This window comes from Novosphingobium sp. (genome assembly GCF_041915465.1).
Classification (GTDB): domain Bacteria; phylum Pseudomonadota; class Alphaproteobacteria; order Sphingomonadales; family Sphingomonadaceae; genus Novosphingobium.
In genome coordinates, this window is the sequence record NZ_JAYSBK010000015.1 from 1 (window position 1) to 22,694 (window position 22,694).

At 65.6% G+C, this 22,694-nt stretch carries 23 protein-coding genes and 1 pseudogene; 11 read left to right on the top strand and 13 right to left on the bottom strand.

What is annotated here, in order from left to right; translation table 11 throughout:
- The 3 genes and pseudogenes from ACE3SN_RS04530 to ACE3SN_RS04540 form a co-directional block, all read right to left on the bottom strand.
- A pseudogene (locus ACE3SN_RS04530) lies at window positions 1-601 on the bottom strand (glutamine--fructose-6-phosphate aminotransferase); the annotation flags it as partial.
- A 16-nt stretch (window positions 602-617) separates the two neighbouring features.
- Complete coding sequence (locus tag ACE3SN_RS04535) at window positions 618-983, bottom strand: PIN domain-containing protein (RefSeq protein WP_374527895.1); 366 nt, start codon at window positions 981-983, stop codon at window positions 618-620.
- Window positions 980-1,210 carry a ribbon-helix-helix domain-containing protein gene (locus ACE3SN_RS04540; RefSeq protein WP_374527897.1) on the bottom strand — a complete coding sequence of 77 codons (231 nt, stop codon included), beginning with the start codon at window positions 1,208-1,210 and terminating at the stop codon, window positions 980-982. The genes ACE3SN_RS04535 and ACE3SN_RS04540 overlap by 4 nt, the downstream gene beginning before the upstream one ends.
- Window positions 1,211-1,312: 102 nt before the next feature.
- On the opposite strand from ACE3SN_RS04540, the gene ACE3SN_RS04545 reads away from it, so the two are divergent.
- Window positions 1,313-2,029 (top strand): diguanylate cyclase, encoded by a 717-nt coding sequence (locus ACE3SN_RS04545; RefSeq protein ID WP_374527898.1) that lies wholly within the window; start codon window positions 1,313-1,315, stop codon window positions 2,027-2,029.
- Window positions 2,030-2,535: 506 nt separating this feature from the next.
- Here the strand turns inward: ACE3SN_RS04545 and glmU are convergent.
- Window positions 2,536-3,900, bottom strand: a complete 1,365-nt coding sequence (gene glmU / locus ACE3SN_RS04550; RefSeq protein WP_374527899.1) for a bifunctional UDP-N-acetylglucosamine diphosphorylase/glucosamine-1-phosphate N-acetyltransferase GlmU — start codon at window positions 3,898-3,900, stop codon at window positions 2,536-2,538.
- A gap of 62 nt (window positions 3,901-3,962) precedes the next feature.
- Here glmU and ACE3SN_RS04555 point away from each other — a divergent pair, with 62 nt between their 5' ends.
- Together ACE3SN_RS04555 and ACE3SN_RS04560 are read left to right on the top strand one after the other, a co-directional pair.
- Window positions 3,963-4,625: an HAD-IA family hydrolase gene (locus tag ACE3SN_RS04555; RefSeq protein WP_374527900.1), complete on the top strand. Its 663-nt coding sequence runs from the start codon at window positions 3,963-3,965 to the stop codon at window positions 4,623-4,625.
- Between the two features lie 61 nt (window positions 4,626-4,686).
- Window positions 4,687-5,205: a hypothetical protein gene (locus tag ACE3SN_RS04560; RefSeq protein WP_374527901.1), complete on the top strand. Its 519-nt coding sequence runs from the start codon at window positions 4,687-4,689 to the stop codon at window positions 5,203-5,205.
- 73 nt (window positions 5,206-5,278) lie between these two features.
- Here ACE3SN_RS04560 and ACE3SN_RS04565 read toward each other — a convergent pair whose 3' ends face one another.
- On the bottom strand, window positions 5,279-6,706 hold the full coding sequence (locus tag ACE3SN_RS04565; RefSeq protein WP_374527903.1) for an OprO/OprP family phosphate-selective porin: 1,428 nt from the start codon (window positions 6,704-6,706) through the stop codon (window positions 5,279-5,281).
- A gap of 198 nt (window positions 6,707-6,904) precedes the next feature.
- On the opposite strand from ACE3SN_RS04565, the gene ACE3SN_RS04570 reads away from it, so the two are divergent.
- The 3 genes from ACE3SN_RS04570 (at window position 6,905) to ACE3SN_RS04580 (ending at window position 9,682) form a co-directional block, all read left to right on the top strand.
- Complete coding sequence (locus ACE3SN_RS04570; protein WP_374527904.1) at window positions 6,905-7,822, top strand: SDR family oxidoreductase; 918 nt, start codon at window positions 6,905-6,907, stop codon at window positions 7,820-7,822.
- 67 nt (window positions 7,823-7,889) lie between these two features.
- A complete protein-coding gene (locus ACE3SN_RS04575) occupies window positions 7,890-8,936 on the top strand; it encodes a hypothetical protein (protein ID WP_374527906.1) in 1,047 nt (348 codons plus the stop codon).
- A gap of 86 nt (window positions 8,937-9,022) precedes the next feature.
- Complete coding sequence (locus ACE3SN_RS04580; RefSeq protein ID WP_374527907.1) at window positions 9,023-9,682, top strand: DUF4328 domain-containing protein; 660 nt, start codon at window positions 9,023-9,025, stop codon at window positions 9,680-9,682.
- Between the two features lie 12 nt (window positions 9,683-9,694).
- On the opposite strand, the gene ACE3SN_RS04585 is transcribed toward ACE3SN_RS04580, so the two are convergent.
- Genes ACE3SN_RS04585 through ACE3SN_RS04600 form a run of 4 tightly spaced genes read right to left on the bottom strand, consistent with a single transcriptional unit; the run spans window position 9,695 to window position 12,678 of the window.
- A complete protein-coding gene (locus ACE3SN_RS04585; protein WP_374527909.1) occupies window positions 9,695-10,042 on the bottom strand; it encodes a DUF2794 domain-containing protein in 348 nt (115 codons plus the stop codon).
- On the bottom strand, window positions 10,039-10,740 hold the full coding sequence (gene epsC, locus ACE3SN_RS04590) for a serine O-acetyltransferase EpsC (protein ID WP_374527910.1): 702 nt from the start codon (window positions 10,738-10,740) through the stop codon (window positions 10,039-10,041). Before epsC ends, ACE3SN_RS04585 begins: the two co-directional genes overlap by 4 nt.
- A 44-nt stretch (window positions 10,741-10,784) precedes the next feature.
- On the bottom strand, window positions 10,785-11,399 hold the full coding sequence (locus tag ACE3SN_RS04595; protein ID WP_374527912.1) for an ATPase: 615 nt from the start codon (window positions 11,397-11,399) through the stop codon (window positions 10,785-10,787).
- A 4-nt stretch (window positions 11,400-11,403) separates the two neighbouring features.
- Window positions 11,404-12,678 carry a heavy-metal-associated domain-containing protein gene (locus tag ACE3SN_RS04600; RefSeq protein ID WP_374527914.1) on the bottom strand — a complete coding sequence of 425 codons (1,275 nt, stop codon included), beginning with the start codon at window positions 12,676-12,678 and terminating at the stop codon, window positions 11,404-11,406.
- Between the two features lie 72 nt (window positions 12,679-12,750).
- Between ACE3SN_RS04600 and purM the strand changes: the two genes are divergently transcribed.
- Genes purM through ACE3SN_RS04615 form a run of 3 tightly spaced genes read left to right on the top strand, consistent with a single transcriptional unit; the run spans window position 12,751 to window position 15,944 of the window.
- Entirely contained in the window at window positions 12,751-13,854 is a 1,104-nt protein-coding gene (gene purM / locus ACE3SN_RS04605) for a phosphoribosylformylglycinamidine cyclo-ligase (RefSeq protein ID WP_374527916.1), read from the top strand.
- Window positions 13,847-14,788 carry a phosphoribosylglycinamide formyltransferase gene (gene purN, locus ACE3SN_RS04610; protein WP_374527918.1) on the top strand — a complete coding sequence of 314 codons (942 nt, stop codon included), beginning with the start codon at window positions 13,847-13,849 and terminating at the stop codon, window positions 14,786-14,788. Before purM ends, purN begins: the two co-directional genes overlap by 8 nt.
- 4 nt (window positions 14,789-14,792) lie before the next feature.
- Entirely contained in the window at window positions 14,793-15,944 is a 1,152-nt protein-coding gene (locus tag ACE3SN_RS04615; RefSeq protein ID WP_374527920.1) for an MFS transporter, read from the top strand.
- Here ACE3SN_RS04615 and ACE3SN_RS04620 read toward each other — a convergent pair.
- Window positions 15,941-16,186, bottom strand: coding sequence for a hypothetical protein (locus ACE3SN_RS04620; RefSeq protein WP_374527922.1), 246 nt, complete (start codon window positions 16,184-16,186; stop codon window positions 15,941-15,943). The two genes, ACE3SN_RS04615 and ACE3SN_RS04620, sit on opposite strands and share 4 nt — an antisense overlap.
- A 65-nt stretch (window positions 16,187-16,251) precedes the next feature.
- On the opposite strand from ACE3SN_RS04620, the gene cls reads away from it, so the two are divergent.
- On the top strand, window positions 16,252-17,694 hold the full coding sequence (cls, locus tag ACE3SN_RS04625) for a cardiolipin synthase (RefSeq protein ID WP_374527924.1): 1,443 nt from the start codon (window positions 16,252-16,254) through the stop codon (window positions 17,692-17,694).
- 68 nt (window positions 17,695-17,762) lie between these two features.
- On the opposite strand, the gene ndk is transcribed toward cls, so the two are convergent.
- From ndk to ACE3SN_RS04640, 3 genes are all read right to left on the bottom strand, one after another.
- Entirely contained in the window at window positions 17,763-18,185 is a 423-nt protein-coding gene (gene ndk / locus ACE3SN_RS04630; protein ID WP_374527926.1) for a nucleoside-diphosphate kinase, read from the bottom strand.
- An 80-nt stretch (window positions 18,186-18,265) separates the two neighbouring features.
- Window positions 18,266-18,700, bottom strand: coding sequence for a DNA polymerase III subunit chi (locus ACE3SN_RS04635; RefSeq protein WP_374527928.1), 435 nt, complete (start codon window positions 18,698-18,700; stop codon window positions 18,266-18,268).
- A gap of 7 nt (window positions 18,701-18,707) precedes the next feature.
- Window positions 18,708-20,171 (bottom strand): leucyl aminopeptidase, encoded by a 1,464-nt coding sequence (locus tag ACE3SN_RS04640; protein ID WP_374527930.1) that lies wholly within the window; start codon window positions 20,169-20,171, stop codon window positions 18,708-18,710.
- Window positions 20,172-20,268: 97 nt separating this feature from the next.
- On the opposite strand from ACE3SN_RS04640, the gene ACE3SN_RS04645 reads away from it, so the two are divergent.
- Window positions 20,269-22,545, top strand: a complete 2,277-nt coding sequence (locus ACE3SN_RS04645) for an LPS-assembly protein LptD (RefSeq protein ID WP_374527932.1) — start codon at window positions 20,269-20,271, stop codon at window positions 22,543-22,545.
- The last annotated feature ends 149 nt before the right edge of the window (window positions 22,546-22,694 follow it).

Here is a 22,694-nt window from a genome sequence, read left to right on the forward strand (position 1 = left end):
GCGTCAGCGGGGCGAGCGCCAGTGCATCGGAACCGAGGTAGGTTTCCCCATCGCCAAAGCCCAGCACCAGCGGCGAGCCGAGCCGTGCGCCAATCAGCATATCGGGATGCTGGCGAAAGGCGATGGCGAGCGCGAAGGCCCCGCGCAGCTGCGGCAGCACGGCCTTGACCGCTTCTTCGGGGCTCTTGCCCGCCTCGACCTGTTCCGACAGCAGGTGGGCGACCACTTCGGTGTCGGTGTCGCTTTCGAACACGCGGCCGCGCGCGCTGAGCGCATCCTTGAGCTGGCGAAAATTCTCGATGATCCCGTTGTGGACCAACGCCAGTTCGGCGGTGGCGTGCGGGTGGGCATTGGCCGCGGTTGGCGCGCCGTGGGTGGCCCATCGCGTATGGGCGATGCCGGTGGTGCCGGGCGCGGGATTGACCGCCAGTTCGCGCACCAGCCCGATCAGCTTGCCCGGCGCGCGGCGACGGATCAGCTGGTCATCGTGGATGGTGCAAACCCCGGCACTGTCATAGCCGCGATATTCCATCCGGCGCAGGCCATCGACCAGGCGTTCCGCCACTTCTTCCTTACCGACGATGCCGATGATGCCACACATGGGTTGGATGCCTTTGTCAGAGAGTATAGGGGACGCGAACGCCCGGCATATTGGCCGGGAAGTCGTTGATATTGCGTGTAACCAGGATTCGGCCCGTGACCTGCGCGGCGGCCAGGGTCAGCGCGCTGTCCAGCGCCATGGCCGGGCGCTGGCTGCGCAGCACCGCGCCGCGGCGGGCGATTTCCTCGCTCAGTTCGACCACCTTGAAGTGATCGAGGAACTCTTCCACCCGGTCGGCGTCGCCCCTCGCACCGGCCATGATCTCGCTCCAGCCGAGCCGGGTGATCCAGCGTTCGCCGGTGGTGATGATCGCGGTGCGCGCGGCCGACAGACCGACCAGCGCATCGACCAGAATCGCGCTGTCGAACAGGACGGCGCTCATCGTTCTTGCCCGCCCAGACGGATACGGCGCTGGTAGCTCAGCCCATCCCCCACGTCGCTGCGATCGCGCCACATTCCCATGAAGGCGTCCACGCCTTTGCGCGAAGTGCCTTCGCGCAGCTGGGTCACCGCCTCGCGCACCAGCGCGGTGCGCGACAGGCCGCGCTCCGCCGCCTGCTTGTCGAGCCAGCGGATGTCGTCATCGGGAATTTCCACCAGAGTGCGCATGACGGGCACTGATATCATGCCATGATATCGAGTCAATTACACTTGCGTCGCAATTTGTCGCAAGCCAGACTGACGCCACAGCAAGGCACTCCGGGGGCGATAATGAAATTCCTGAAATCGCAAATATTTGCGGCAACCCTGGCAATCTTGTGCCTGGCCCAGCCGGCGCAGGCGCGCGAGGTCAGGGTCGCTTACGAAAGCGCGCATGATGCGGAAATCGATCGCGGAATTGCGCAATTGCAGAGCGGGGACCCCAAGGGTGCAACCCAATCGTTCGGCGCGATCATCGCGGCCTATGAAAAGGACTATCCCTCGGGACCGGACTATCGCTGTTCGGTCAGCGCCAAGCACGCCGACTATCTGGCCGGCCAACTGGCCAACGCGCCGGGGACCAGCGACATCGTGATTCTTGGCCCGAACTGGTGCCTGGCGCTGTGGGGCTATGGTTTCGCGTTGATCGACCTGAACCGCTCGGCCGATGCCGAGGTCTATCTCGCCAAATCGGTGGCCATGGCGCCCTATGACGCGCACTACCGCAACGAATATGCCGAACTGTTCAAGAACCGACGCGATTGGCAGCGTTCCTACCTTGAATTCAGCCTGGCCTGGGAAGTCGTCAGCCACGATCCCAAGGGCCCGGACCGCTCTGTCGCGGCACGCTCGCTGCGCGGCATGGGCTTCAACAAGATCGAACTGGGTGACCTCGACGAGGCCGAACGCTTGTTCAAGCAATCGCTGGAGTTTGATCCGGACAGCCCCGCCGCCGCCAACGAACTGCGCTATATCGCCCGGCTTCGCGCGGCTGGTGGTGGGAATTAACTGCCTGGGACGCGTGGACAGATTCCACCATGGCAGTTCCTATGCGTTTTTGCGTGAAAGCTGCCGTTCCGGATACGACAACATTGCAGCCTTCGGACATTCAAGGCATGCATCTGGAATGCTGAAGAGAGTTTTCGCCCTCGCCGTTGCAAGCGTTCTCCTTCTTCCCTCACTGTTGTTCAACGCAGTAGCATTCGGTGGGCAATGGCGCTGTGGCTTGATGGGAGCCCAGGTCATTATCGGCGACACGATCGCGGCAATTGGAATAGTTATTGGCATCCGGTTGTGGCCATTTTCCAGCGACGCTGCATCAAAACGGAAGACGCTTACCGTAGCGACTTTGGCGATACTCCTAGGATGTGTGGCCTACATTCTGTTCCTTTCGCCAGAATGCCCGTTTGCAGCGCGTTAGCTTTATCTACTTCCCCCAACTTTCCGGTCGCCCAAGCTTGCAATTACCTATCCCGAAAGCGGCCGCGCATGGGGCTGGAATTTGTTCACGCGACCTAGCCCTTCTTCTCCGCCGCCTTCTTCTTTTTCATGGCATCGTGGAAGCGGTCGGCCCAGCCGGGTTTGACCAGCTGCTCGCCGCGCACGATGCGCAGTTCACCGGCCGAAACGTCACGCGTCACCGCGCTGCCCGCGGCGACGATCGCGTCGGCGCCGATCTTGACCGGGGCGACCAGCGCCGAGTTCGAGCCGATGAAAGCGCGTTCGCCGATCACGGTCTTGTACTTGAAATAACCGTCGTAATTGCAGGTGATAGTGCCCGCGCCGATATTGGCCCCCGCCCCCACTTCGGCATCGCCGATGTAGGCCAGATGATTGGCCTTGGCGCCCTTGCCCATGACCGACTTCTTGACCTCGACGAAGTTGCCGACCTTGGCCTTTTCTTCCAGCACCGCGCCGGGACGCAGGCGGGCGAAGGGGCCGACCTCGCACCCGGTGGCGACCTTTGCACCTTCGATATGGCAGTTGGCGCGAATCTTCACGCCATCGGCGATCACCGCGCCGGGGCCGAAGAACACGTTGGGTTCGATCAACACGTCGCGCCCGATTTTCGTATCCCAGGCAAACCATACGGTTTCAGGCGCGATCAGCGTAGCGCCATCGTCCATCGCGGCCTTGCGGCGGCGCTGCTGCCACAGCGCTTCAGCGGCGGCGAGTTCGGCGCGGCTGTTGATCCCGTCAACCTCGTGCGGATCGGCGGTTACCACCACCGCGCAGGGCCGTCCGTCGGCCAGCGCGATGTTGACCGCGTCGGGCAGGTAATATTCACCCGCCGCATTGTCGTTGGTCACGCGGGCGAGCAGCGCGAACAGGTCGGCCGCGCGCGCCGCCATCAGGCCCGAATTGCACAGGCGGCAGGCGCGTTCGGCCTCGCTCGCGTCCTTGTGCTCGACCATTTTCACGATCGCGTCGCCGTGGGCGATGATGCGGCCATAGCTCAGCGTGTCGGCGGGCTCGAAGCCCAGCACGACCGCCGCCGGGGCGTCCGCACCGTGCAGCCGGGCAATCATCGCGCGCATCGTCTCGGCGCTGACGAAGGGCACGTCGCCATAGAGGATCAGCACGTCGCCATCGAACCCGGCCAACGCCCCTTCGGCCTGCTGCACGGCGTGGCCGGTGCCCAGCTGCGGGTCCTGCACCGCGATCGCGGCGCGCGTTCCCAGCTGCGCTTCAAGCTGGTCGCGCCCATGGCCCGCCACCACCACCTGCCTGGCGGGGGCAAGCTCTGCCACGCTAGCCAGCAGGTGTTCGAGCATCGGCCGCCCGGCGATCGGGTGCAGCACCTTGTGCAGGTCGCTCTTCATGCGGGTGCCCTTGCCAGCGGCAAGGATTACGACGGCAAGTTTCGTTTCGGCGTTCATGGTTGTGGTCTTTGCCAGCAAATGCTTGCCGTTTCCACTACGCCGCGCCAGTGGAATGCGCCATGAACCACTTGCCCTTTTCCATCGTTGGTTTCGACCTCGATGGCACGCTGCTCGATACCTCGCGCGATCTTGGTGCCGCGGTCAATCACACCCTTTCGCTGCTGGGCCGTCCACCTGTGCCGGACGAGGCGGTATCCGGCCTGATCGGCGGCGGATCGCGCCTGATGCTGCGCCGCGCGCTGGCGCTGACGGGCGGCGATGAAGGGGTGGATCCCGAAGCGCTCTATCCCGCGCTGCTTGAATTCTACGAAGCGAACATCGCCAACCACACCGCGCTTTACCCCGGCGGCGCGGCGATGCTCGATGCGCTTGAGGACGCCGGCGCGCAGCTGGCGCTGGTCACCAACAAGCCGCAATACCTCGCCGACAAGCTACTGCGCGAACTGGGCCTGCATCACCGCTTTGGCGTGGTGATCGGCGGTGGCGGCGGCTATCCCCTGAAACCGCAGCCCGACGCGCTGCACGCGATGGTGGACAAGCTGGGCGGCGGCCGGGCCGCCTATGTCGGCGACACCACCTTCGATACCCGCGCCGCCCGCGCGGCCGGCCTGCCCTGCGTCGCGGTCAGTTTCGGCTTCACCGACGCGCCGCTTACGGAACTGGGCGCCGACGCGGTGATCGACCATTTCGATCAGCTTCGGCCGGCCCTTAACCGCCTCTAGGGCATTGTGAAACCAGTTCGGGTATGGTGTAACCGGGACCCAACGATAAGGGAGAGATGCCATGCGAATGCTACTTTTCGCGCTGGCAGCCTTGGTGGCCACGCCCGCCCAAGCGGAGCGCCTGCTGGTCGATTATCGGGTCTATCCGCCGCTCCTGGCCGCGCTCGATGACATGGACGGCAACGTCTATTTCGAGCAGAGCGACAATCCCCGCTTCACGCTCGACCGGATCAAGGTCCAGGGCGCCACGCTCGATACCTGGCAGGAAGCGATCGAGCTTGTGATCTATCCCCGCAACAAGAGCGTAACCGCCCCGCTCGACTGGTTCGAGGCATTCAGGAGCAGCGAGGACAAGACCTGCCCCAGCACCTGGGAAGTGCTTGGTTCGGACGAGGGTTCGGTGCTGTTCAGCCGCACCCAGGCCAAGTGCAAGGAACTGGCCGGGCAGAGCCGGATCTACCGCGCGCTGCTCGGCAGCCGGAGCGTGTTCATCGTCGCCGGGCTCTATCGCGGCGAACTTGGCGATGAAATGCGCGGCCAGTGGCTCAAGCTGTTCGAGACCGCGCGGCTGGAGCCCTAAATCAGGCGAAAGGGCGCCCTTCCTTCGAAAGAGCGCCCTCACGCATTCGCTTTGTCGGCCGGCGTGCCGCGGCTCAGAAGTCGAACTGGGCGCGCATCCCGACGGTATCGCCCTGGTACTTGGTCTGACCGCCAGCGGCGACGGCGGCATCGTCAAGCCAGAGGTGGCCGTAGTTGACGATGAAGCGGACATAGTCGGTCGGCATCCACAGCATCGAGGCGCCGACAACCTGCTGGGTGCCGCCGACGATCGCACCGTCGGACAGGTCCAGCCAGTCGTAGCGCAGGTTGGCCTGGATCGCGCCGATGCCGCCCTTGCCCAGCGGGGTCTTTGGACGGATGCGGTCATAGGCGCCGCCCTTGTATGCGGTGGTATCGTCGGTCAGCAGCATGCCGACTTCGGCATAGCCGCCGTTGAAGGTGGGGTCGGCCAGGCCCGGACGGTGCGGACGCATCCAGCTCGATTCCGCGGTCGCGTGGAAACGGCCGCTGATATAGGCGGCTTCCACCCCGAAGCCGGTTTCACCCGTGGCGGAGAAGTTGCCGGTATCGACCAGGCGCACGTCGGTGGTGTGGGTGAATGGACGCCCGCGATAGCGCGTCGTCGTCGACACGTCGTTGAAGTCGCGGACATGGAACGAACCGCCCAGGTGCAGCTGACCATTGCCGAACTTCGGCATGAAGACCACGCGGCCATCGACACTGTAGCTGTTGTTCTTGTCGGAATTGAGATCGGCGGCGTTATCGGTGAACACCCCGCCCTGCACCAGCAGCACCTTCGACTGATAGGCGGCGCTGACGCCGACGCGGCGCTCAAAGCCGAACGCGCTGTTGAACGTCGCGCGTTCCATGAAGCTGGTGAACAGATCCGACGTCATGTCCTCCATCGAATTGAACGGCTTGTGCTGACCCAGCGCGAACGTGAGCTTCGGGTTGGCCTTATAGGTCAGATAGAGGTCGGTCAGCTCGACGCCCGAATTGGCCAGGTCCGCCTCGACGCGGTAGCCCCAGCCGCCCGGCATGGTGCCGTCGAACCCGATATAGGCGCGGCGGAATTCGGTGGCCACGCCCAGGCTGGTGTTGCTGCCCGGCAGGTTCACGCCCGCAGTATCGACCTGCAGACGACCGCGCGGCTTGAACGACCAGCCATCCTTGGTGGCCAGCTTGGGCGCGCCATCCCACGACACTTCGACCGGGTTCTTTGCCGTCACGCTGGGAGTCGCGGCGGCCAGCGCGGCATTGGCCTTGTCCGCTTCGGCGCGCGCGGCGGCGGCATCGGCCTCGGCCCGTTGCGCGCGGGCTTCGGCGGCATCGGCGCGCGCGGTCTGGGTCTGGACCTGGCCTTCGAGTACTTCGACCCGCTGGGTCAACTGGCCCATCTGGGCGTTGAGCTGGGCCAGCTGAGCCTGAACATCGGCATCCTTGGCCATGGCTTCGGTGGGCAGCGCCCAGCCGACAGCAACGGCAACAGCAATAGCGGAACAACGGATCGTGCGGCTCATGGGTTCCCTCCCTTGGAGCAATTGTTTCGATTCGAAGTCGCCTCTACGACGGCAACATGACAGTTATTTGACACATTGCTTTCACTTGCCGCTACGGCGCGCGCCGGTGCGCTGCTGGGTGTTGAAAGCGGCGCTACAACGTGCCATCGACACGCCGCTTCCCCCAAGGATAGACCAGTTCGAGAGGAGCTCTGTCCAATGACTATTTCTTTCAAGGATCGCGTCGCGATCGTTACCGGTGCGGGCGGCGGCCTGGGCCGGTCCTATGCCATCGAACTCGCCAAGCGCGGGGCCAAGGTGGTGGTCAACGACCTCGGCGGCTCGCGCGATGGCACCGGCCATTCCGACGCCGCGCTCAAGGTGGTTGAGGAAATCAAGGCGCTCGGCGGCGAAGCCATGTCGAATGGCGGCAGCGTCACCGAAGCCGCGCAGATGGAAGAAATGGTCGCCAAGACCGTCGAAGCCTGGGGCGGCGTCCACATCCTGATCAACAACGCGGGCATCCTGCGCGACAAGAGCTTCGCCAAGATGACCATGGAAGACTGGAAGCTGGTGGTCGACGTGCACCTCAACGGTGCGGCTAACTGCACCAAGGCGGTGTGGAACCTGATGCGCGAGCAGAACTATGGCCGCATCCTGATGACCGCTTCGTCAACCGGCCTCTATGGCAACTTCGGCCAGGCCAACTATGGCGCGGCGAAGCTGGGCCTCGCCGGTTTCACCAAGACGCTGCACCTCGAAGGCGCGAAGAACAACATCCGCGTCAACACCCTGGCCCCGGTGGCCGGCACGCGCATGACCGAAGACCTCGGCATGCCGGAAGAGTTCTTCAACGCGCTCTCGCCCGACAATGTCGCGCCGATGGTGCTCTATCTGGTCAGCGAAGACGCGCCGACCAACATGATCATCGGTGCGGGCGCGGGCGCCTATCACGCCGCCTATGTCACCATGACCCCGGGCGTCGCCATTCCCAAGGCCGAACGCACGCCCGAAGGCATTGCCGCGCACTGGGAGCAGATCATCGACCGCGCGGGCGAGACGGTGCCCCAGTCGGGTTCGGAACAGTCGGCCGCGGTGATGGCCGCGCTCGCCAAGATCGGCGGCCTCGGCGCCTGACCCATAGTGTATTGACACACTAACACACATGGCGCACTTTCCCCCGACCAACAGGGGAGAGTGCGCCATGTATAGTGAAGCAGATCTGCAATCCGCGATCGCCGCAGGCGCGATCAGCCATGAAGCGGCCGAAGCGCTCCGCGCTCATGCCGCGGGATTGCGCAGCGCGCCGGTCGCGGACGAGGAACATTTCCGGCTCATCACCGGCTTCAACGACATTTTCGTCACCATTGCGGCCGTGCTGCTGATGGTCGCCTGCGCGGGGATCGGCGAAGCGATCGCACCCGGCATCGCCGGGCTGCTGGTTGCAGTTTCGGCCTGGGCCATGGCCACCTTCTTCACGGCCAAGCGGCGCATGGCGCTGCCCTCGATCGTTCTGCTGCTCGGCTTTGTCGGCGGCGTGGCGGCAATTCCGATCAATATCCTGGCCGAAAGCGAGCCGAACCTGCCCGACCGGGTCAACGCCCTGATCGGCGCGGGGATCGGCCTGGGCGCGGCGGCTGCCGCCTGGTTCCATTGGCGCCGGTTCATGGTGCCGATCACCGTTGCCGCAGGCGCTGGCGCAATCGTCGTTACCCTGCTCGCGCTGGTGATGGCGGCCATCGCGCCTGCCATCCAGGGCCGCGAAGAGCAGTTCCTGCTGCCGATGGTGTTCCTTGCCGGGTGCGGCGTGTTCGCCCTCGCGATGCGCTGGGATATGAGCGACCGCGCCCGCGAAACCCGGCGCAGCGACGTGGCCTTCTGGCTCCACCTGCTCTCGGCCCCGATGATTGCCCACCCGCTGTTCCACTGGCTGGGCGTGACCGAGGGCCAGAACATCGGCCTTGCGGCTGCCGTGGGCGTGCTCGCGATCTATATTGCCATGGGCCTTGTCGCCCTGGCGGTGGACCGCCGTGCGCTGCTCGTCTCGGCGCTGGCCTATGTGCTGATGGCGCTGGCCTGGCTGTTCCGCAACTTCGGCATGGTCGAACTCAACGTCGCGATCACCGGGCTGGTGATCGGCCTGGCGCTGCTGTTGCTGTCGGCCTTCTGGGGGCCGATCCGCCACGCCGTGGTGGTCCGCCTGCCGGCGGCGCTGCAAGCCCGCCTGCCGCTGGCCCCGGCCCTGGCCTGAGCGCGGTAACCGATTGAGACGCTTGCACTTGCCGCCAAGGCAACTAGGCTCCCCCTGGGCAAATCATCCGGGGGGAGCTTTCTTATATGACGCAGACACGAGCCGGCACCGGCCCGCGCGCATTGCGTTCGATCACGGCGGTCACCCGCGCCTTCCTGGGCTTCTACATGCTGATGCTGGGGCTTCAGGGGATCTATTTTGCCAGCCTGGCGCTGCGCGAGGTGAGCGAGGGCTACACCATGTTCCTGGTGATCTATCCCAGCACCGCGCTGAGCCTGTTCGTCCTGACCCTGATCACGGCGGTCCCGCTGCTGGTCTGGGTTTGGCAGGCGCACAACAATTTGCGCGCCGACCGCCTGGACGGGCTCAAGACCACGCCGGCCTGGGCCGTACTGGGCCTGATCATCCCGGTGGTGAACCTGATTGTGCCCCCTACCGCCATGCGCGAGCTGTGGAACCGCAGCCACGGCGAGCCGGAATGGTTCGCCCAGCAAAGCGTCGACAAGGTCAGCTCATGGTGGACCTGCTTCGTGGTTGGCAGCCTGATCGAGGCCGCACTGGTTATCCAGACCGGCTTCAACCTGCTCACCAACCTCAAGATCATCGTACCCGCCGGGGTCAACACCGGCCTGCACATGTTCGCGGTCGTCTTGCTGGGCATGTCGGCCTGGTTCCTGCTGCGGATCGTCGGCGCCGTCGCCAAGGCGCAGCAGACCGTGGTCAGCGTCGGCGATGCCTTTGCGTGAGCCCATCGGGGCTCAATCCTCGACCAGTTTGACCAGGCGGCGTTCGATCGGAGACAATACGCCGGGCAGTTCGTGGCCGCGCTTCAGCACCTGCCCAGCCTCGCCGTAGAGCGTCCACATCCCCTGCTTGCCGCGCAGCGCGGGGCGTTTTTCGATGCGGGCCTGCGGGCTTTCAGCCGCGCGGCGATAGGCGCTGAACACGGCCGCGTCCTTGCCGAAGTCCATCGCATAGTCGCGCCATTCCCCGGCCGCGACCATCCGGCCATAAAGATCGAGGATGCGCATCAGTTCCTCGCGCTCAAAGCCGACCTGATTGGCCCGAACCGCTCCAAGCGGAAACGGGGTGACGACCGCGCTCAAGCCGTCTTCTTGCCTTTGGTCTTGGCGGCTTTTTCATCCGCCCGTTCGGCCAGCAGTTCGGCCAGACGCTTTTGCAGGATCTCGATCTCGCACTGCAGGATTTCGAGCTTCTGCGTCGCGGGATCGAAGCGTTCGGTGCACGGCGTGCCATAGGGCACGAATTCCTGCGTCTCCGGCTTGACCTCGACCGGCACGGGCTTGGCCGGGATACCGACCACGGTCGCGCCTTCGGCCACGTCCTTGGTCACCACCGCATTCGCGCCGATCCGCGCGCCCGCGCCGATCTGAAGCGGGCCGAGGATCGCCGCGCCAAGGCTGACGATCACCCCATCGCCCAGCGTCGGGTGGCGCTTGCCGCCAACGCCGCTGGTGGGGTTGGTGCCGCCCAGGGTTGAGCCCTGGTACATCGTCACGTTGTCGCCGATTTCGGCAGTCTCGCCGATCACGACAAACCCGTGGTCGACGAAGAAGTTCTTGCCGATCGTCGCGCCCGGATGAATGTCGATCGAGGTCATGAAGCGGGCGAAATGGTTGACCAGCCGCGCCAGGAAATAGAGCCGCGCCTTGAACAGGCGGTGCGCGATCTTGTGAAAGCCGACGGCCCAGACGCCCGGGTACAGCAGCACTTCCCAGCGCGAACGGGGCGCGGGATCGCGGGCGACGATCGAGTCGATATAGCTGAACAGGCGTCCCGGCATCGTTCCCCCTTTATCCCCCGCTCGGGACCTTAAAGCAAGCGCGGTTAAAACAACCTTGGCTCTCGCGGTCCCACGATCTCTTCCAGCGCGTCGCGCCAGATCGAGAGCGTCGGGGCCTGTTTGCGCTCAAGGCCGAGCCGGTCGATTGTCGCGACCAGTCGCTCCACGCCCATGTGGGAACGCTCTGCCCGCGGCGCAAGATAGGCGATCGCATCGCCAGCAAGCGGCAGTGCGCGCAACTCGGCGTGGAGCAGGATCAGTTCGCCCAGCATCGCGTCGTCGGGCACGCCGATTTCAAGATGCAGCGCCGCCCCCAGCCGAGACCTGAGATCGGGCAAGGCGATGTCCCACCCCTCCGTCGCGCCGGTTACCAGCAGCAATGGCGTGCCGCTTTCCTGCGCCCGGTTCCAGCGGTGAAACAACTGCGTTTCGTCGATCCGGTCGGCATCGTCGATTGCCTCGCCCGCGCCGCTTTCGGCAAACCACCGCACGATCAGCGATTTGCCCGAGCGCGGCGGTCCGGCCAGGATCGCCGTGCGAAACGGCCAGCTGGCCGCGGCCGCCAGCGCCTCGAACACGGCCTGGTTGGCATTGCCGACCACGATCCGCGAAGGCGCGCCGGTCCCGCCGGGGATTAGCGGAAGCGCGATCTGGCTCATGGTTTCAGCGCCTGATCGACAGGGCGTTGTTACCCACGGTGACCTTCCAGCCGCGGGCGCGCAGGCTTTCCGCCAGGGTAGTCAGATCGCCCGCGAAGGTAACCCGCATCACCGAGGTTCCGCCCATCGCCAGGCTGGTCGTCGCCGCGCTCTGCACGCCGGGCGAGCCGCGCACCGCGCCCAGCGCGGCATCGACCGCACCCGCATCGGGCGAGGCGAACTGGATGGTGAAGGTGTTGACCACCACCGGCGCGGCGGGCGCTGCCGTCGGCGCGGCGATCGGCGCGGCATCGCTCGCCTGATCGGTCGGCTGGTCGGCCGCCTGTCCCGCAGCGATCAGCGCGGCCATCCCCGGATCGATCTGCTGGCGCATATTGAGCGTTGAATCGGGCTTGAGCAGCCCCGCGTCGAGCGCCTTAGCATAGATCTGGTCAAAGCGGACGACGGCGTCTTCCAGCATCTTGGGCACGCTCCGTTCGTCGTTCGCGGTGAGCGTGAAAGTCTCGAGGAAGGTGTTGTCCGGGCCGTAACGCGCGGTGAAGGTGCCGCGCACCGGCCCGCCGGGCCACTGCCGTTCCAGCCGCGCCTCGGCAATCAGTACGTCGGCCGCCCCGAACTGGTCGAGCACACCGCGCCACCACGTCCGGCTGCGGCGCAGCGGCTGCCCCGCCGTGATCAGCAGCGAATCCCCGCCCGCGCCAACCGGCCGGACATAGTCGATCGGGCTGGCCCCGGCGCGGAACATCGCCCAGGCCTGCTGCCAGGGGGTGCGCGCTTCATAGACCTGCGCGGTGCCCCCCGAATAGAGCACCGGGATCAGCAGCAGCGGCGCCGAATGCGCCTTGGCCCCGCTCCCGCCGCCGATGTACTGCCCGGCCTTCTGCCGGTCGAACACCACGCCCAGCGTCGCGATATAGCGGTGCGGGCCGATCTGTTCGCGCTCGATCACCACGGCGGAAACCATCGACTGGATCTGGTTTTCGGGCATCGCCGGGCCGCCCGCCTTGGCCCAGGCCAGCTTCGCCGCCTCGACCCAGCCCTTGTAGCGCGCGTCCTCGCCCGACGATCCGGTGACGTTCACCTCGATCCCGTTGATCGAAATGTCCGACGTGGTGGCGAGTGGCTGAATCCCGCGATCGCCCTCGATCTGCGCGATCAGCTTTGACGGGCCGACCGCCACCAGCGCCACGGTCAGCGCGATTCCCAGCCCGCCGATCAGCGTGGCGGCAGGGCCAAGTCGCGGGATTCGCGCGGAAAGAGAAGGATTTGCGGGTGTCATCGGGGAAAACCGAGTGCCTTTTGCCCAAACGGCAATGGAAATCCAAGCCGGAAAGCGTTAGTCGGCCTCTCGATGGCCAACAATCCTCCCCCCAAGAGCTACAGCTACGAACAGGCTGGCGTTTCCATTGCAGCCGGCAACGCGCTGGTGAAAGCCATCGGCCCGCTGGCCCGCGCCACCGCGCGCCCCGGCGCGGATGCCGAACTTGGCGGCTTTGGCGGCTTCTTCGATCTGAAGGCCGCAGGCTATAAAGACCCGCTGCTGGTGGCGGGCAACGACGGCGTCGGCACCAAGGTCAAGCTCGCGATCGACCATGACCGCCACGACGCGATCGGGATCGATCTCGTCGCGATGTGCGTCAACGACCTGATCGTGCAAGGCGCAGAGCCGCTGTTCTTCCTTGACTATTTCGCCACCGGCAAGCTCGACAATGGTGTCGCCGAACGCGTCGTCGCGGGCATTGCCGACGGCTGCAAGCTGGCGGGCTGCGCGCTGATCGGCGGCGAGACGGCGGAAATGCCGGGGATGTATGCCGCGGGCGACTATGACCTTGCCGGTTTCTGCGTCGGCGCGGTCGAACGCGGCGAGCAGCTAACCGGCGACAAGGTGGCCGAGGGCGACGTGCTGCTCGGCCTTGCCAGCTCCGGCGTTCATTCCAACGGCTATTCGTTGGTCCGCCGCCTCGCCGAAGATCTCGGCTGGAAGCTGAACCGCCCCGCGCTGTTCGATGCCGACAAGCTGCTGATCGACTATCTGATTGAGCCGACCCGGATCTATGTGAAGACGCTGCTCCCGGTCGTGCGTTCGGGCCGCATCCATGCCCTCGCCCACATCACCGGCGGCGGCCTGCTTGAAAACGTGCCGCGCGTGCTGCCTGCGGGACTCCACGCCCGGATCGACGCCGATTCCTGGCAGCAATCGCGGCTGATGGCGTTCCTGCAGGCGCAGGGCAACATCGAGCCGGGCGAAATGGCGCGCACCTTCAACTGCGGGATCGGCATGGTTCTGGCCGTGTCGGCAGACGATGCCGCCGGGGTGATCGCGGACCTGACGGCAGTGGGCGAGGAAGTCCACGTGATCGGCGCGATCGAGGCCGGCCAGCGCGGCTGCACCGTGCAGGGCAGCGCCGAGGCGTGGAGCGCGCGCGAGGCCTGGGAAGCGGTGCACCTTGCCTGATCGGGCCAAGGTCGCCGTCCTGGTATCGGGCAGCGGCACCAATATGGCCGCGCTGCTCTATGCCAGCCGCGCGGCAGGCTGCCCTTATGAGATCGTGCTGGTCGCCAGCAACAACCCCGATGCGGGCGGGCTGAAACTAGCCGCGGCCGAGGGCGTGCCCACCTTCGCCCTGCCGCAAAAGGGCATGGCCCGGCTCGACCACGACATGGCAATGGACGCCGCGATCCGCGCGAGCGGCGCGCAATATGTCGCGCTGGCTGGTTACATGCGGATTCTCACCGCCGAGTTCGTGAGTGGCTGGGACGGGCGGATGCTCAACATCCACCCCTCGCTCCTGCCGAAATACAAGGGCCTCCACACCCACGAGCGCGCAATTGCGGCGGGCGACAGCCACGGCGGCTGCACGGTCCACCTTGTCACCGCCGAGCTCGATGACGGCCCGATCCTCGGCCAGACCCCGGTCGCGATCGTGCCCGGCGACGATGCCGATACCCTTGCCGCGCGGGTCCTGATTGCCGAGCACCAGCTCTATTCGCGCTGCCTCGCCGCGCTGGTCTCGCGCGGCACCTCGCCCGAGTGGCTGACGCAGCAAGTGCGGGAACGCGCCCTCGCCCTGCCCGAGGCCGAGGAAACGCTCAGCCACGGCATGGCCTGCTTCGGCATCGTGAAGGGCAAGAAGTTCGCCTATGTCAGCAGCGACCACCACGGCGACGGCAAGCACGCGCTGCTGGTCAAGATCAGCGGGCCGGACGAACAGGCCCAGTTGATCGAAAACGACCCCGACCGCTATTACCGCCCCGCCTATTTCGGCGACGGCTGGATCGCGATCCGGCTGGACCTTGGCGATACGGATTGGGACGGCGTTGCGGATTGGCTGGGCCGCAGCTGGCGCAGCGTGGCGCCGGCCCGCCTTGCCGCGATGTTCGATTTCTGAAGACATGACGGTGACTGCCGCAAGTGCGGCGATCCGCAGGCTCTATGCGCACAGCGCACTGCAATCCTTTGTCGAGAACTCCGGCGGACTCTTCGTTGTCGGCTTCTACGTCAAGCAGGGCCTATCCTATCCGCAGGCCTTGCTGGGCTTCGCGGCTATGCTGGCGGTGCGGTACGTCATGCGCCGCGCTATCCTGCCTCTCTCCTTGCGGATCGGCCTGCGCAACGTAATGCTTGCCGGGATCGCGGTGCGCACGGGCAGCTTTGCCTTGCTCCCGCACGTTGGCGGCCTCGATGCCGTGCTGCTGGCCTATGTGATGCTCTCCGGGTTGGGCAACGTATTCTACTGGACGGGCTATCACGCCTTCATGTCGGCGGTTGGCAATTCCGCAGCACTTGGCCGGCAGGTCAGCATCCAGCAGGCGCTGACCGCCGTGATCGGTATCATCGCCCCGCTGGCTGGCGGATTCCTGCTGGTCTCGGCCGGGCCGAGCTGGGCCTTCCTGATCGTCGCCGGGCTGCAAGCGCTTGCCGCCGTGCCGATGCTCGGCGCACCGAACCCTGCGGTGGAGCGCGAAATCGCCTCGGACGATGCTCTGCTGCGCCGCGCCCGGTGGCTTTACCTTGCCGAAGGCTTGCAGGTCGGTTTTGGCGTGGTCGCGTGGAACCTGGCGCTGTTCGTGACGCTGGACGAAGCGTTCGACAGCTTTGGCGGCGCGCTGGCGCTGGCGGGGCTCGGCGCCGCGGCCGGCAGCCTGACGATCGGTCACCTGTTCGACCGGGGGCGCGGCCATCATTCGCTGCCGCTCGCCTATGGCCTCTCGGCGATCACGATCCTGACCAAGTCGGCAGCGGCAAGCACGCCCTGGGCGGCCGTGGCGGCAACCGCGCTTGGTGCGCTGGTCGCCCCGATGACGGCCACCGCCATGCTGCTACCCCTTTACACGATGGCCCAGCGTTCAAATTGCGTCCTGCGCTTCACCATGGCGACCGAGGGCGGATGGGACCTGGGCTGCATCATCGCCTGTGGGACCACGGCCGCCCTGCTGGAATTGGGATCCGGTTTTCGCTTGCCGATCCTGCTGGCGCTGGTTGGGATCGCGACGATCGCGGGGATGCTTTCGCGCTGGTACGCCCGCGAGCTGGCCGCAGCCTAGATCTCGCTTTCTTCCACCAGCGGGCGGCTTTCGCGGGTGCCCTTGTAGCGGGCATCGGGCTCGGTCGGTCCCGGCGAGATCACCACGTAATCGTCATGCACCTCGATCAGCGTGCCGACGAAGGGGAAGCCTTCGAAGCTGCCGGTCACGCGGTAGCTGACCGTGTCGCCGACCTTGAACGTCGCCGCATCGAAATTGAACGTAAACGGACAGTCTTCGCCGCCCTCACCCATGCCCTTCATGTGCAGTCTCCTTTGCGGGCAACATAAGGCTGGAAATTGCAAAGGAAAGCGGCAGGATCAGCATAATGCTGCGCGATTTCACCTCGATCTTCACCGTTCTGTTGTTCGCGGTCGAACTTGCGGTGCTGCTGCGGGCCATGCTGCGCCCCTTGCGCGAGCCGGCCTCGCGGCTGGCCTGGCTGATCGCGATCCTGGTGCTGCCGCTTATCGGGATGATCGCCTACCTGCTGCTGGGCGAGGCGCGGATCAGCCAGCGCCGCCGCGCCCGCTATGGCGCGATTGAGGCGCGGCTACCCCGCCCCGGCGGCGATCCGGAAGCGGCGCGGATGCTGGCGGACGGGCACTATGCCGGGCCGTTCGCCCTCGCCCGCTCGGTCAATGGCCTGCCGCCGACGCTGGGCAATTGCGCCCGCCTTGCCGCCGACAGCAATGCCGCGATTGCCGAAATGGTCGCTGATATCGACGCCGCCCGGGCGAGCGTCCACCTGTGCTTTTACATCTGGCTGGCCGACCACAACGGCCTCGCCCTGAAAGACGCGCTGCTGCGCGCGGCGGCGCGCGGGGTGAAGGTGCGCGTGCTGGCCGACGCGCTGGGATCGCGCGGCTTCATCCGCTCTCGCCACTGGGCCGATCTGGCGGCAGGCGGGGTCGATGCCCGGCCCGCGCTGCCGGTGGGCGGCATCGTCTGGACGCTGATTCGCGGCCGGGTCGACCTGCGCAATCACCGCAAGCTCTTGATCCTCGACAACCGCGTGGTCTGGTGCGGCAGCCAGAACGGTGCCGATCCCGAATTCCGCATCAAGCCGCGCTTTGCCCCCTGGGTCGACGTGATGACCCGCTGGGAAGGCCCGGTGGCGCGGCATTGCCAGTTCCTGTTCGCGTCCGACTGGATGGCCGAAGGCGGCGACGACGTGACCGCGCTGCTCAGCCATCCGTTGCCGACCGCACAGCCCGATGCAAGCATCACCGCCCAGATCATCGGCACCGGCCCGCTGCTGCCCTATCCGGCGATGACGGCCTGCTTCACCGCCCTGATCCACGCCGCGCGGCGCGAACTGGTGATCACGACGCCCTATTTCGTGCCCGACGAACAGCTGCTGTTCGCCCTGACCTCCGCCGCACGGCGCGGGGTCCAAGTGGTGCTGATCGTGCCGCGTCGCAATGACAGCCGGATCGTGGCCGGGGCCAGCCGCAGCTATTATCCGGCGCTGCTCGCCGCCGGGGTCGAACTGTTCGAATTCCGCCCCGGCCTGCTCCACGCAAAAACCATGGTGGTCGACGGCGCTGCGGCGCTGATCGGTTCGGCCAATCTCGACCGGCGCAGCTTCGAGCTCAATTTCGAGAACAACCTGCTGTTTGCCGACGTCAAGTTTGCGGCCCAGCTGCGCGAGCGGCAGGAGATGTGGCGCGCCGCATCGGACCGGATCACCCTGCGCGAAGTCGCCGCCTACAGCGCGCCCCGGCGGCTGTGGCAGAACTTTCTGGCGATGCTCAGCCCGGTGCTCTAACCCCGCAAACGCAAAGGGCCACCGGATTGCCCCGGCAGCCCCTGCGGTTCAGCTTTGCGAGGGCGCGCTTAGCCGACGATTTCTTCGGGCTTGAAGAAGAAGGCGATTTCAATCGCGGCGTTTTCTTCCGAGTCCGAACCGTGGACGGTGTTTTCACCGATCGACAGGGCAAAGCTCTTGCGGATGGTGCCTTCGGCGGCATCGGCCGGGTTGGTAGCGCCCATGATGTCGCGGTTGCGGGTGACGGCGTCTTCGCCTTCCAGCACCTGGACGACGACCGGCTCGCTCATCATGAAATCGCACAGTTCGCCGAAGAAGGGGCGTTCCTTGTGCACCGCGTAAAAGCCTTCGGCCTGTTCGCGGGTCATGTGGATGCGCTTGGAAGCAACGACGCGCAGGCCGGCTTCTTCCAGCATCTTGGTGACCGCGCCGGTCAGGTTGCGGCGGGTGGCATCGGGCTTGATGATCGAAAAGGTGCGGGTAACCGCCATGAGACGTTCCTTGCGTATTGTTGGTTTTTGAAAGTTGGCGCGCCCCTAGCCGCGATTGCGGGGGATCGCAACAATTAGCATCAGGCGGCCTTGATCCAGCGGCCGTCTTCCTGCCGCCAGAAATTGCGTTCCAGCCCCTCGCGCCCGTCCAGCGCACGCCAGGTGGCGCGGGCATCGTCGATGGTCGAATTGTCGAACAGCAGGAATACCCGCTCGAATGCCAGCGCCTCGTCGCGCCAGCGCCCGTCGGCCAGCGCGATGTAACGCGCGCCGTTGGCAGGCTCGGCGCGGTCCGACAGCAGGATCGGCTGATGCGCGTCGTGCGCCCCGCCAGCCATGCCGTGGGCCAGGAAGCTGTCCTTCAAGGCCCACAACCCGTCGCCGATCCGCCCCCGCAGCGCGGCGTCGGACGATACCACCAGCAGGCGCTCCCCGGCCTTCAGCGTATTGCGCGCGATCAGCGGCAAGGCGCCTTCGGCCGGGGTGGCACTGAGCTGGTAGAAATCGACCTTCAAGCGGTCCTCAGACTTCGAGCGTATCGCGCACGTAACGATCGAGCACTCGCACGCCATATCCGGTCGCGCCCTTGTCCCAGGTCGCGCCCGGCTTGTTCGACCAGACCATGCCCGCGATGTCGAGGTGCGCCCAGGGCATGCCCTTGTCGACAAAGCGCTGGATGAACTGCGCCGCCGAAATCGAACCGCCTTCACGCGGGCCGACGTTCTTCATGTCGGCAATCGGGCTGTCGATCAGCTTGTCATAGGCCGGGCCCATCGGCATTCGCCACAGCTTGTCGCCAGAGGCCGTGCCCGCACCCAGCAGCTTTTCAGCCAGCGCGTCGTCGTTCGAGAACAGCCCGCCGTGTTCGTGGCCCAGCGAAATGATCATCGCGCCGGTCAGGGTGGCAAGGTCGATCACCGCGGCAGGCTTGAATTCCCGCTGGGTCCAGGTGATCGCATCGCACAGCACCAGGCGGCCTTCGGCGTCGGTGTTGATTACTTCGATCGTCTGGCCCGACATCGATGTCACGACATCGCCGGGGCGCTGGGCGCCGCCATCGGGCATATTTTCAACCAGGCCGCAGATGCCCACGACATTGGCCTTGGCCTTGCGCAACGCCAGGGCCAGCATCGCGCCGGCAACCGCGCCCGCGCCGCCCATGTCCCACTTCATGTCTTCCATGCCGCCCGGCGGCTTGAGGCTGATCCCGCCGGTATCGAAGGTCACACCCTTGCCAACGAAGGCGGTGGGCTTTTCGCCAACCGGCCCGCCCTTCCATTCCATCACCAGCAGGCGCGGCTTGCGCACCGAGCCTTGCGCCACGCCAAGCAGCGAACCCATGCCAAGCGCGGCCATTTCCGCCTCGTCCAGCACGCGGATCGCAATGCCAGTTCCGGCCATGCGCTGCTGCGCGCGGGCAACGAAGCTTTCGGGATAGAGCACGTTGGCGGGTTCGGTGACCAGTTCGCGGGTAAATTCGACCCCGGCAGCCAGCGCGGCTTCGATCTCCCAGGCCGCATCGCTGCCCTCGGGTGCGCCGACAGCGCGGATCGTGGTCAGCGAAACCTTGTGATCGTCGAGCAGCTTGGTGCGATAGGCATCGTGTCGCCAGCCACGCAGGCGCGCGCCCAGCAGAACAGCGGCAACTTCGCCCGCGGTCAGGGCGCTACCGGAAAAGTCGATCGTCAGCGTTGTTTCGCCCGAAGCGAGGTACTTGGCGGTGAGTGCGGCCCCGGCACGTTCCATTGCGGCCATGCGATCCTTGGCGCTCGGGCTGCCCGCCCCGGCCAGCGACGCGCGCACGACGGCGCCGCCACGGCTGAGAAAGCCTTCGAAAATCTGGCCGGTCTTGCCACTAAAGCGGCTGGCGCGCGCGCCTTCAACCAGAACGGGCTCAAGGTCGGCAGGTAGCGCATCCTGATCGATGATCCGGGCGATAGGGCTGGTGTTGGCGGCAAGGGCGCCGTTGACGAATTCGATCTGCATCTTTGCTCCAGGCGAAAATGTCCGGTGTGCGGCAAAGTATGGCCGCACCGCGTTTGCGTGGATTGCAGTTAGGCGCGGGCGGTGCGATAGGCAACCCATGCTCCCTGTCTCGCAGCGCCGGCTGCCGCATCATCGTTCGCTTTACTCCGGCGTCGCCGCAATGGCGCTCGCCGCGCTTGGTTTACCCACGCACGCCGCCGCGCAAGTCGCCGATCCAGCTGGCGCGGCCGCTGGCCAGAATGCCGCCGAACCGGCCAAGGACGCCGTCCCCGGCGACGAGCAGATCGCGTTTGAAGCCGACGGGGCAAGCTATGACAGCAATACCGATGTCATAACCGTGTTCGGCAATGTCTTCATGCAGCGCGGCAACCAGTCCGTCCGCGCGGACAATGTCACCTGGGACCGCAAGTCGGGCCAGATTGTCGCGACCGGCAGCATCCGCTTTGTCGACGCCGACGGCAACCAGCTCTTCACCGACCGGATTGAACTGACCGACGAGTTCAAGGCCGGAGCGATGGAAAACATGCTGCTGGCGCTGCGCGAAGGCGGACGCCTCGCCGCGACCAAGGGCGAGCGGGTGGAGAACGGCGACATCGTTCTGCACAACGCAGCCTATTCCGCCTGCGCAGTGGAGGATGACAAGGGCTGCCCGCGCAATCCCAGCTGGCGCGTCACCGCGCGGCGCGTGGTCTATGATCCAGACGAACGCCGGGTGCGGTTCTACGGCGCAAGCCTCGAACTGTTCGGCGCACGGCTTTTGCCGCTGCCTGGCTTGGTGCTGACGACGGATGGGCGGCCGATCTCGGGCCTGCTGATTCCGGATGTGCGCCTGTCGGCGTCCAACGGCGTCGAATTTTCGCAGACCTGGTATCAGCGCCTCTCGACCAGCAAGGACCTCGCGGTTACCGGCTATGTCTATACCGGCGCGCTTCCGATGGTGCAGGCCCAGTTCCGTTCGCTGGAGGCCAAGGGGGCCTGGCAGGTCACCGGCTACGCCACGCAGAGCGAACGCATCACGATCGGCGGGACCACTTCGAACACGCAAAAGGACTTTCGCGGCTATCTGTTCGCCAACGGCCGCTTCCAGTTCGATCCGAACTGGAGCCTGACCTTCTCTGGCCGGGTCACGTCCGACCGCACCTTCCTGCGGCGTTATGACATCACCCGTGACGATCGGCTGCGCTCAATGGTCAGCCTCGAACGGATCGACAGCAACAGCTATTTCTCGCTTGAAGGCTGGGCAACCCAGACGCTGCGCGCCGGCGATGCGCAGGGGCTGGTTCCGATTGCCCTGCCCGTGATGGATTACCGCAAGCGCTTCGACGATCGGGTGCTGGGCGGCCGGTTCGAACTGCAGGTCAACAGCCTCGCGATCACTCGCACCAGTGGACAGGATACGCAGCGCGCCTTCGTTTCTGGGCGGTGGGATCTGCGCCGCCTGACGCCGATGGGCCAGGAAGTGAAGCTGACCGCGCTGGTCCGCGGCGATCTTTATCACTCTGACGAGAATTCGCTGACCACGGCCGCGCTCTACCGAGGCAATCCCGGCTGGGAAACACGGGGCCTCGCAACCGTAGCGGTCGATGTAAAATGGCCGCTGGTCGGCGAATTCATGGGCGGCAACCAGGTCTTTACGCCGCGCTTCCAGGTCGTTGCCAGCCCGACGATCAAGAACCTCGATGTGCCAAACGAGGATGCCCGCGCGATTGATCTGGAGGATTCGAACCTTTTCGCGCTCAACCGCTTTCCCGGTTATGACCGGGTCGAAGACGGCGTGCGCTTCACCTATGGCTTCGACTGGCAGTGGGAACGACCCGACTGGCGGGTGAGCAGCACGATTGGCCAGTCCTATCGCCTGACCTCGAAGCCCACCTTATTGCCTGACGGAACCGGTCTTTCCAGCCGCACCTCCGATGTAGTCGGTCGAACCGAGGTGCGTTTCAAGGACGTGGTCAAAGTCACCCACCGGTTCCGACTGGACAAGGATAATTTCGCTGTTCGCCGCAACGAATTCGACGCTGCGGTGGGTAATGAGCGCACTTATGTCGAAGTCGGTTACCTGCGCCTCAACCGCAATATCAATGCCGGCACCGAGGATCTCAAGGACCGCGAGGAACTGCGCGTTTCTGCTCGTGTCGGCTTTGCCAACTATTGGTCGATCTTTGGTTCCGGCGTGGTTGATCTGACCACGGACCCCACGATTGCCGGCGCTGACGGCTTCCAACCGCTGCGCACCCGGCTTGGCGTGGCCTATCAGGACGACTGCCTGGAGCTATCGTTCACCTGGCGCCGTGACTTCGTGGCCACGGGTGACGCGCAGCGGGGCAATACCTACCAGATCCACTTCGCTCTAAGGAATCTGGGCTTCCGTTAAACAAGACGACCGGTAAAACCGCGGCTGGCGCATTGGCAGGCCCTGCCAAACACGCTATCCGCCTCGATGCTCAGCTTGGGTTCAGCCTGCGGGCTGCAATGGCGGGGTCAAGTCGCGCGGGGCCTGACCCGCCGTTTTTGGGATTTGAT

Coding starts and splice junctions, on each gene's coding strand:
- cls (WP_374527924.1), top strand. CDS start 16,252: ATGCTGCGCGATTTCACCTCGATCTTCACCGTTCTGTTGTTCGCGGTC.
- ACE3SN_RS04580 (WP_374527907.1), top strand. CDS start 9,023: ATGACGCAGACACGAGCCGGCACCGGCCCGCGCGCATTGCGTTCGATC.
- purM (WP_374527916.1), top strand. CDS start 12,751: ATGGCCAACAATCCTCCCCCCAAGAGCTACAGCTACGAACAGGCTGGC.
- ACE3SN_RS04600 (WP_374527914.1), bottom strand. CDS start 12,678: ATGACACCCGCAAATCCTTCTCTTTCCGCGCGAATCCCGCGACTTGGC.
- ACE3SN_RS04645 (WP_374527932.1), top strand. CDS start 20,269: ATGCTCCCTGTCTCGCAGCGCCGGCTGCCGCATCATCGTTCGCTTTAC.
- glmU (WP_374527899.1), bottom strand. CDS start 3,900: ATGAACGCCGAAACGAAACTTGCCGTCGTAATCCTTGCCGCTGGCAAG.
- ACE3SN_RS04565 (WP_374527903.1), bottom strand. CDS start 6,706: ATGAGCCGCACGATCCGTTGTTCCGCTATTGCTGTTGCCGTTGCTGTC.
- ACE3SN_RS04575 (WP_374527906.1), top strand. CDS start 7,890: ATGTATAGTGAAGCAGATCTGCAATCCGCGATCGCCGCAGGCGCGATC.
- ACE3SN_RS04640 (WP_374527930.1), bottom strand. CDS start 20,171: ATGCAGATCGAATTCGTCAACGGCGCCCTTGCCGCCAACACCAGCCCT.
- ACE3SN_RS04540 (WP_374527897.1), bottom strand. CDS start 1,210: ATGCGCACTCTGGTGGAAATTCCCGATGACGACATCCGCTGGCTCGAC.
- ACE3SN_RS04620 (WP_374527922.1), bottom strand. CDS start 16,186: ATGAAGGGCATGGGTGAGGGCGGCGAAGACTGTCCGTTTACGTTCAAT.
- ACE3SN_RS04595 (WP_374527912.1), bottom strand. CDS start 11,399: ATGAGCCAGATCGCGCTTCCGCTAATCCCCGGCGGGACCGGCGCGCCT.
- ACE3SN_RS04545 (WP_374527898.1), top strand. CDS start 1,313: ATGAAATTCCTGAAATCGCAAATATTTGCGGCAACCCTGGCAATCTTG.
- ACE3SN_RS04615 (WP_374527920.1), top strand. CDS start 14,793: ATGACGGTGACTGCCGCAAGTGCGGCGATCCGCAGGCTCTATGCGCAC.
- ACE3SN_RS04535 (WP_374527895.1), bottom strand. CDS start 983: ATGAGCGCCGTCCTGTTCGACAGCGCGATTCTGGTCGATGCGCTGGTC.
- ACE3SN_RS04555 (WP_374527900.1), top strand. CDS start 3,963: ATGAACCACTTGCCCTTTTCCATCGTTGGTTTCGACCTCGATGGCACG.
- ndk (WP_374527926.1), bottom strand. CDS start 18,185: ATGGCGGTTACCCGCACCTTTTCGATCATCAAGCCCGATGCCACCCGC.
- ACE3SN_RS04560 (WP_374527901.1), top strand. CDS start 4,687: ATGCGAATGCTACTTTTCGCGCTGGCAGCCTTGGTGGCCACGCCCGCC.
- epsC (WP_374527910.1), bottom strand. CDS start 10,740: ATGCCGGGACGCCTGTTCAGCTATATCGACTCGATCGTCGCCCGCGAT.
- ACE3SN_RS04570 (WP_374527904.1), top strand. CDS start 6,905: ATGACTATTTCTTTCAAGGATCGCGTCGCGATCGTTACCGGTGCGGGC.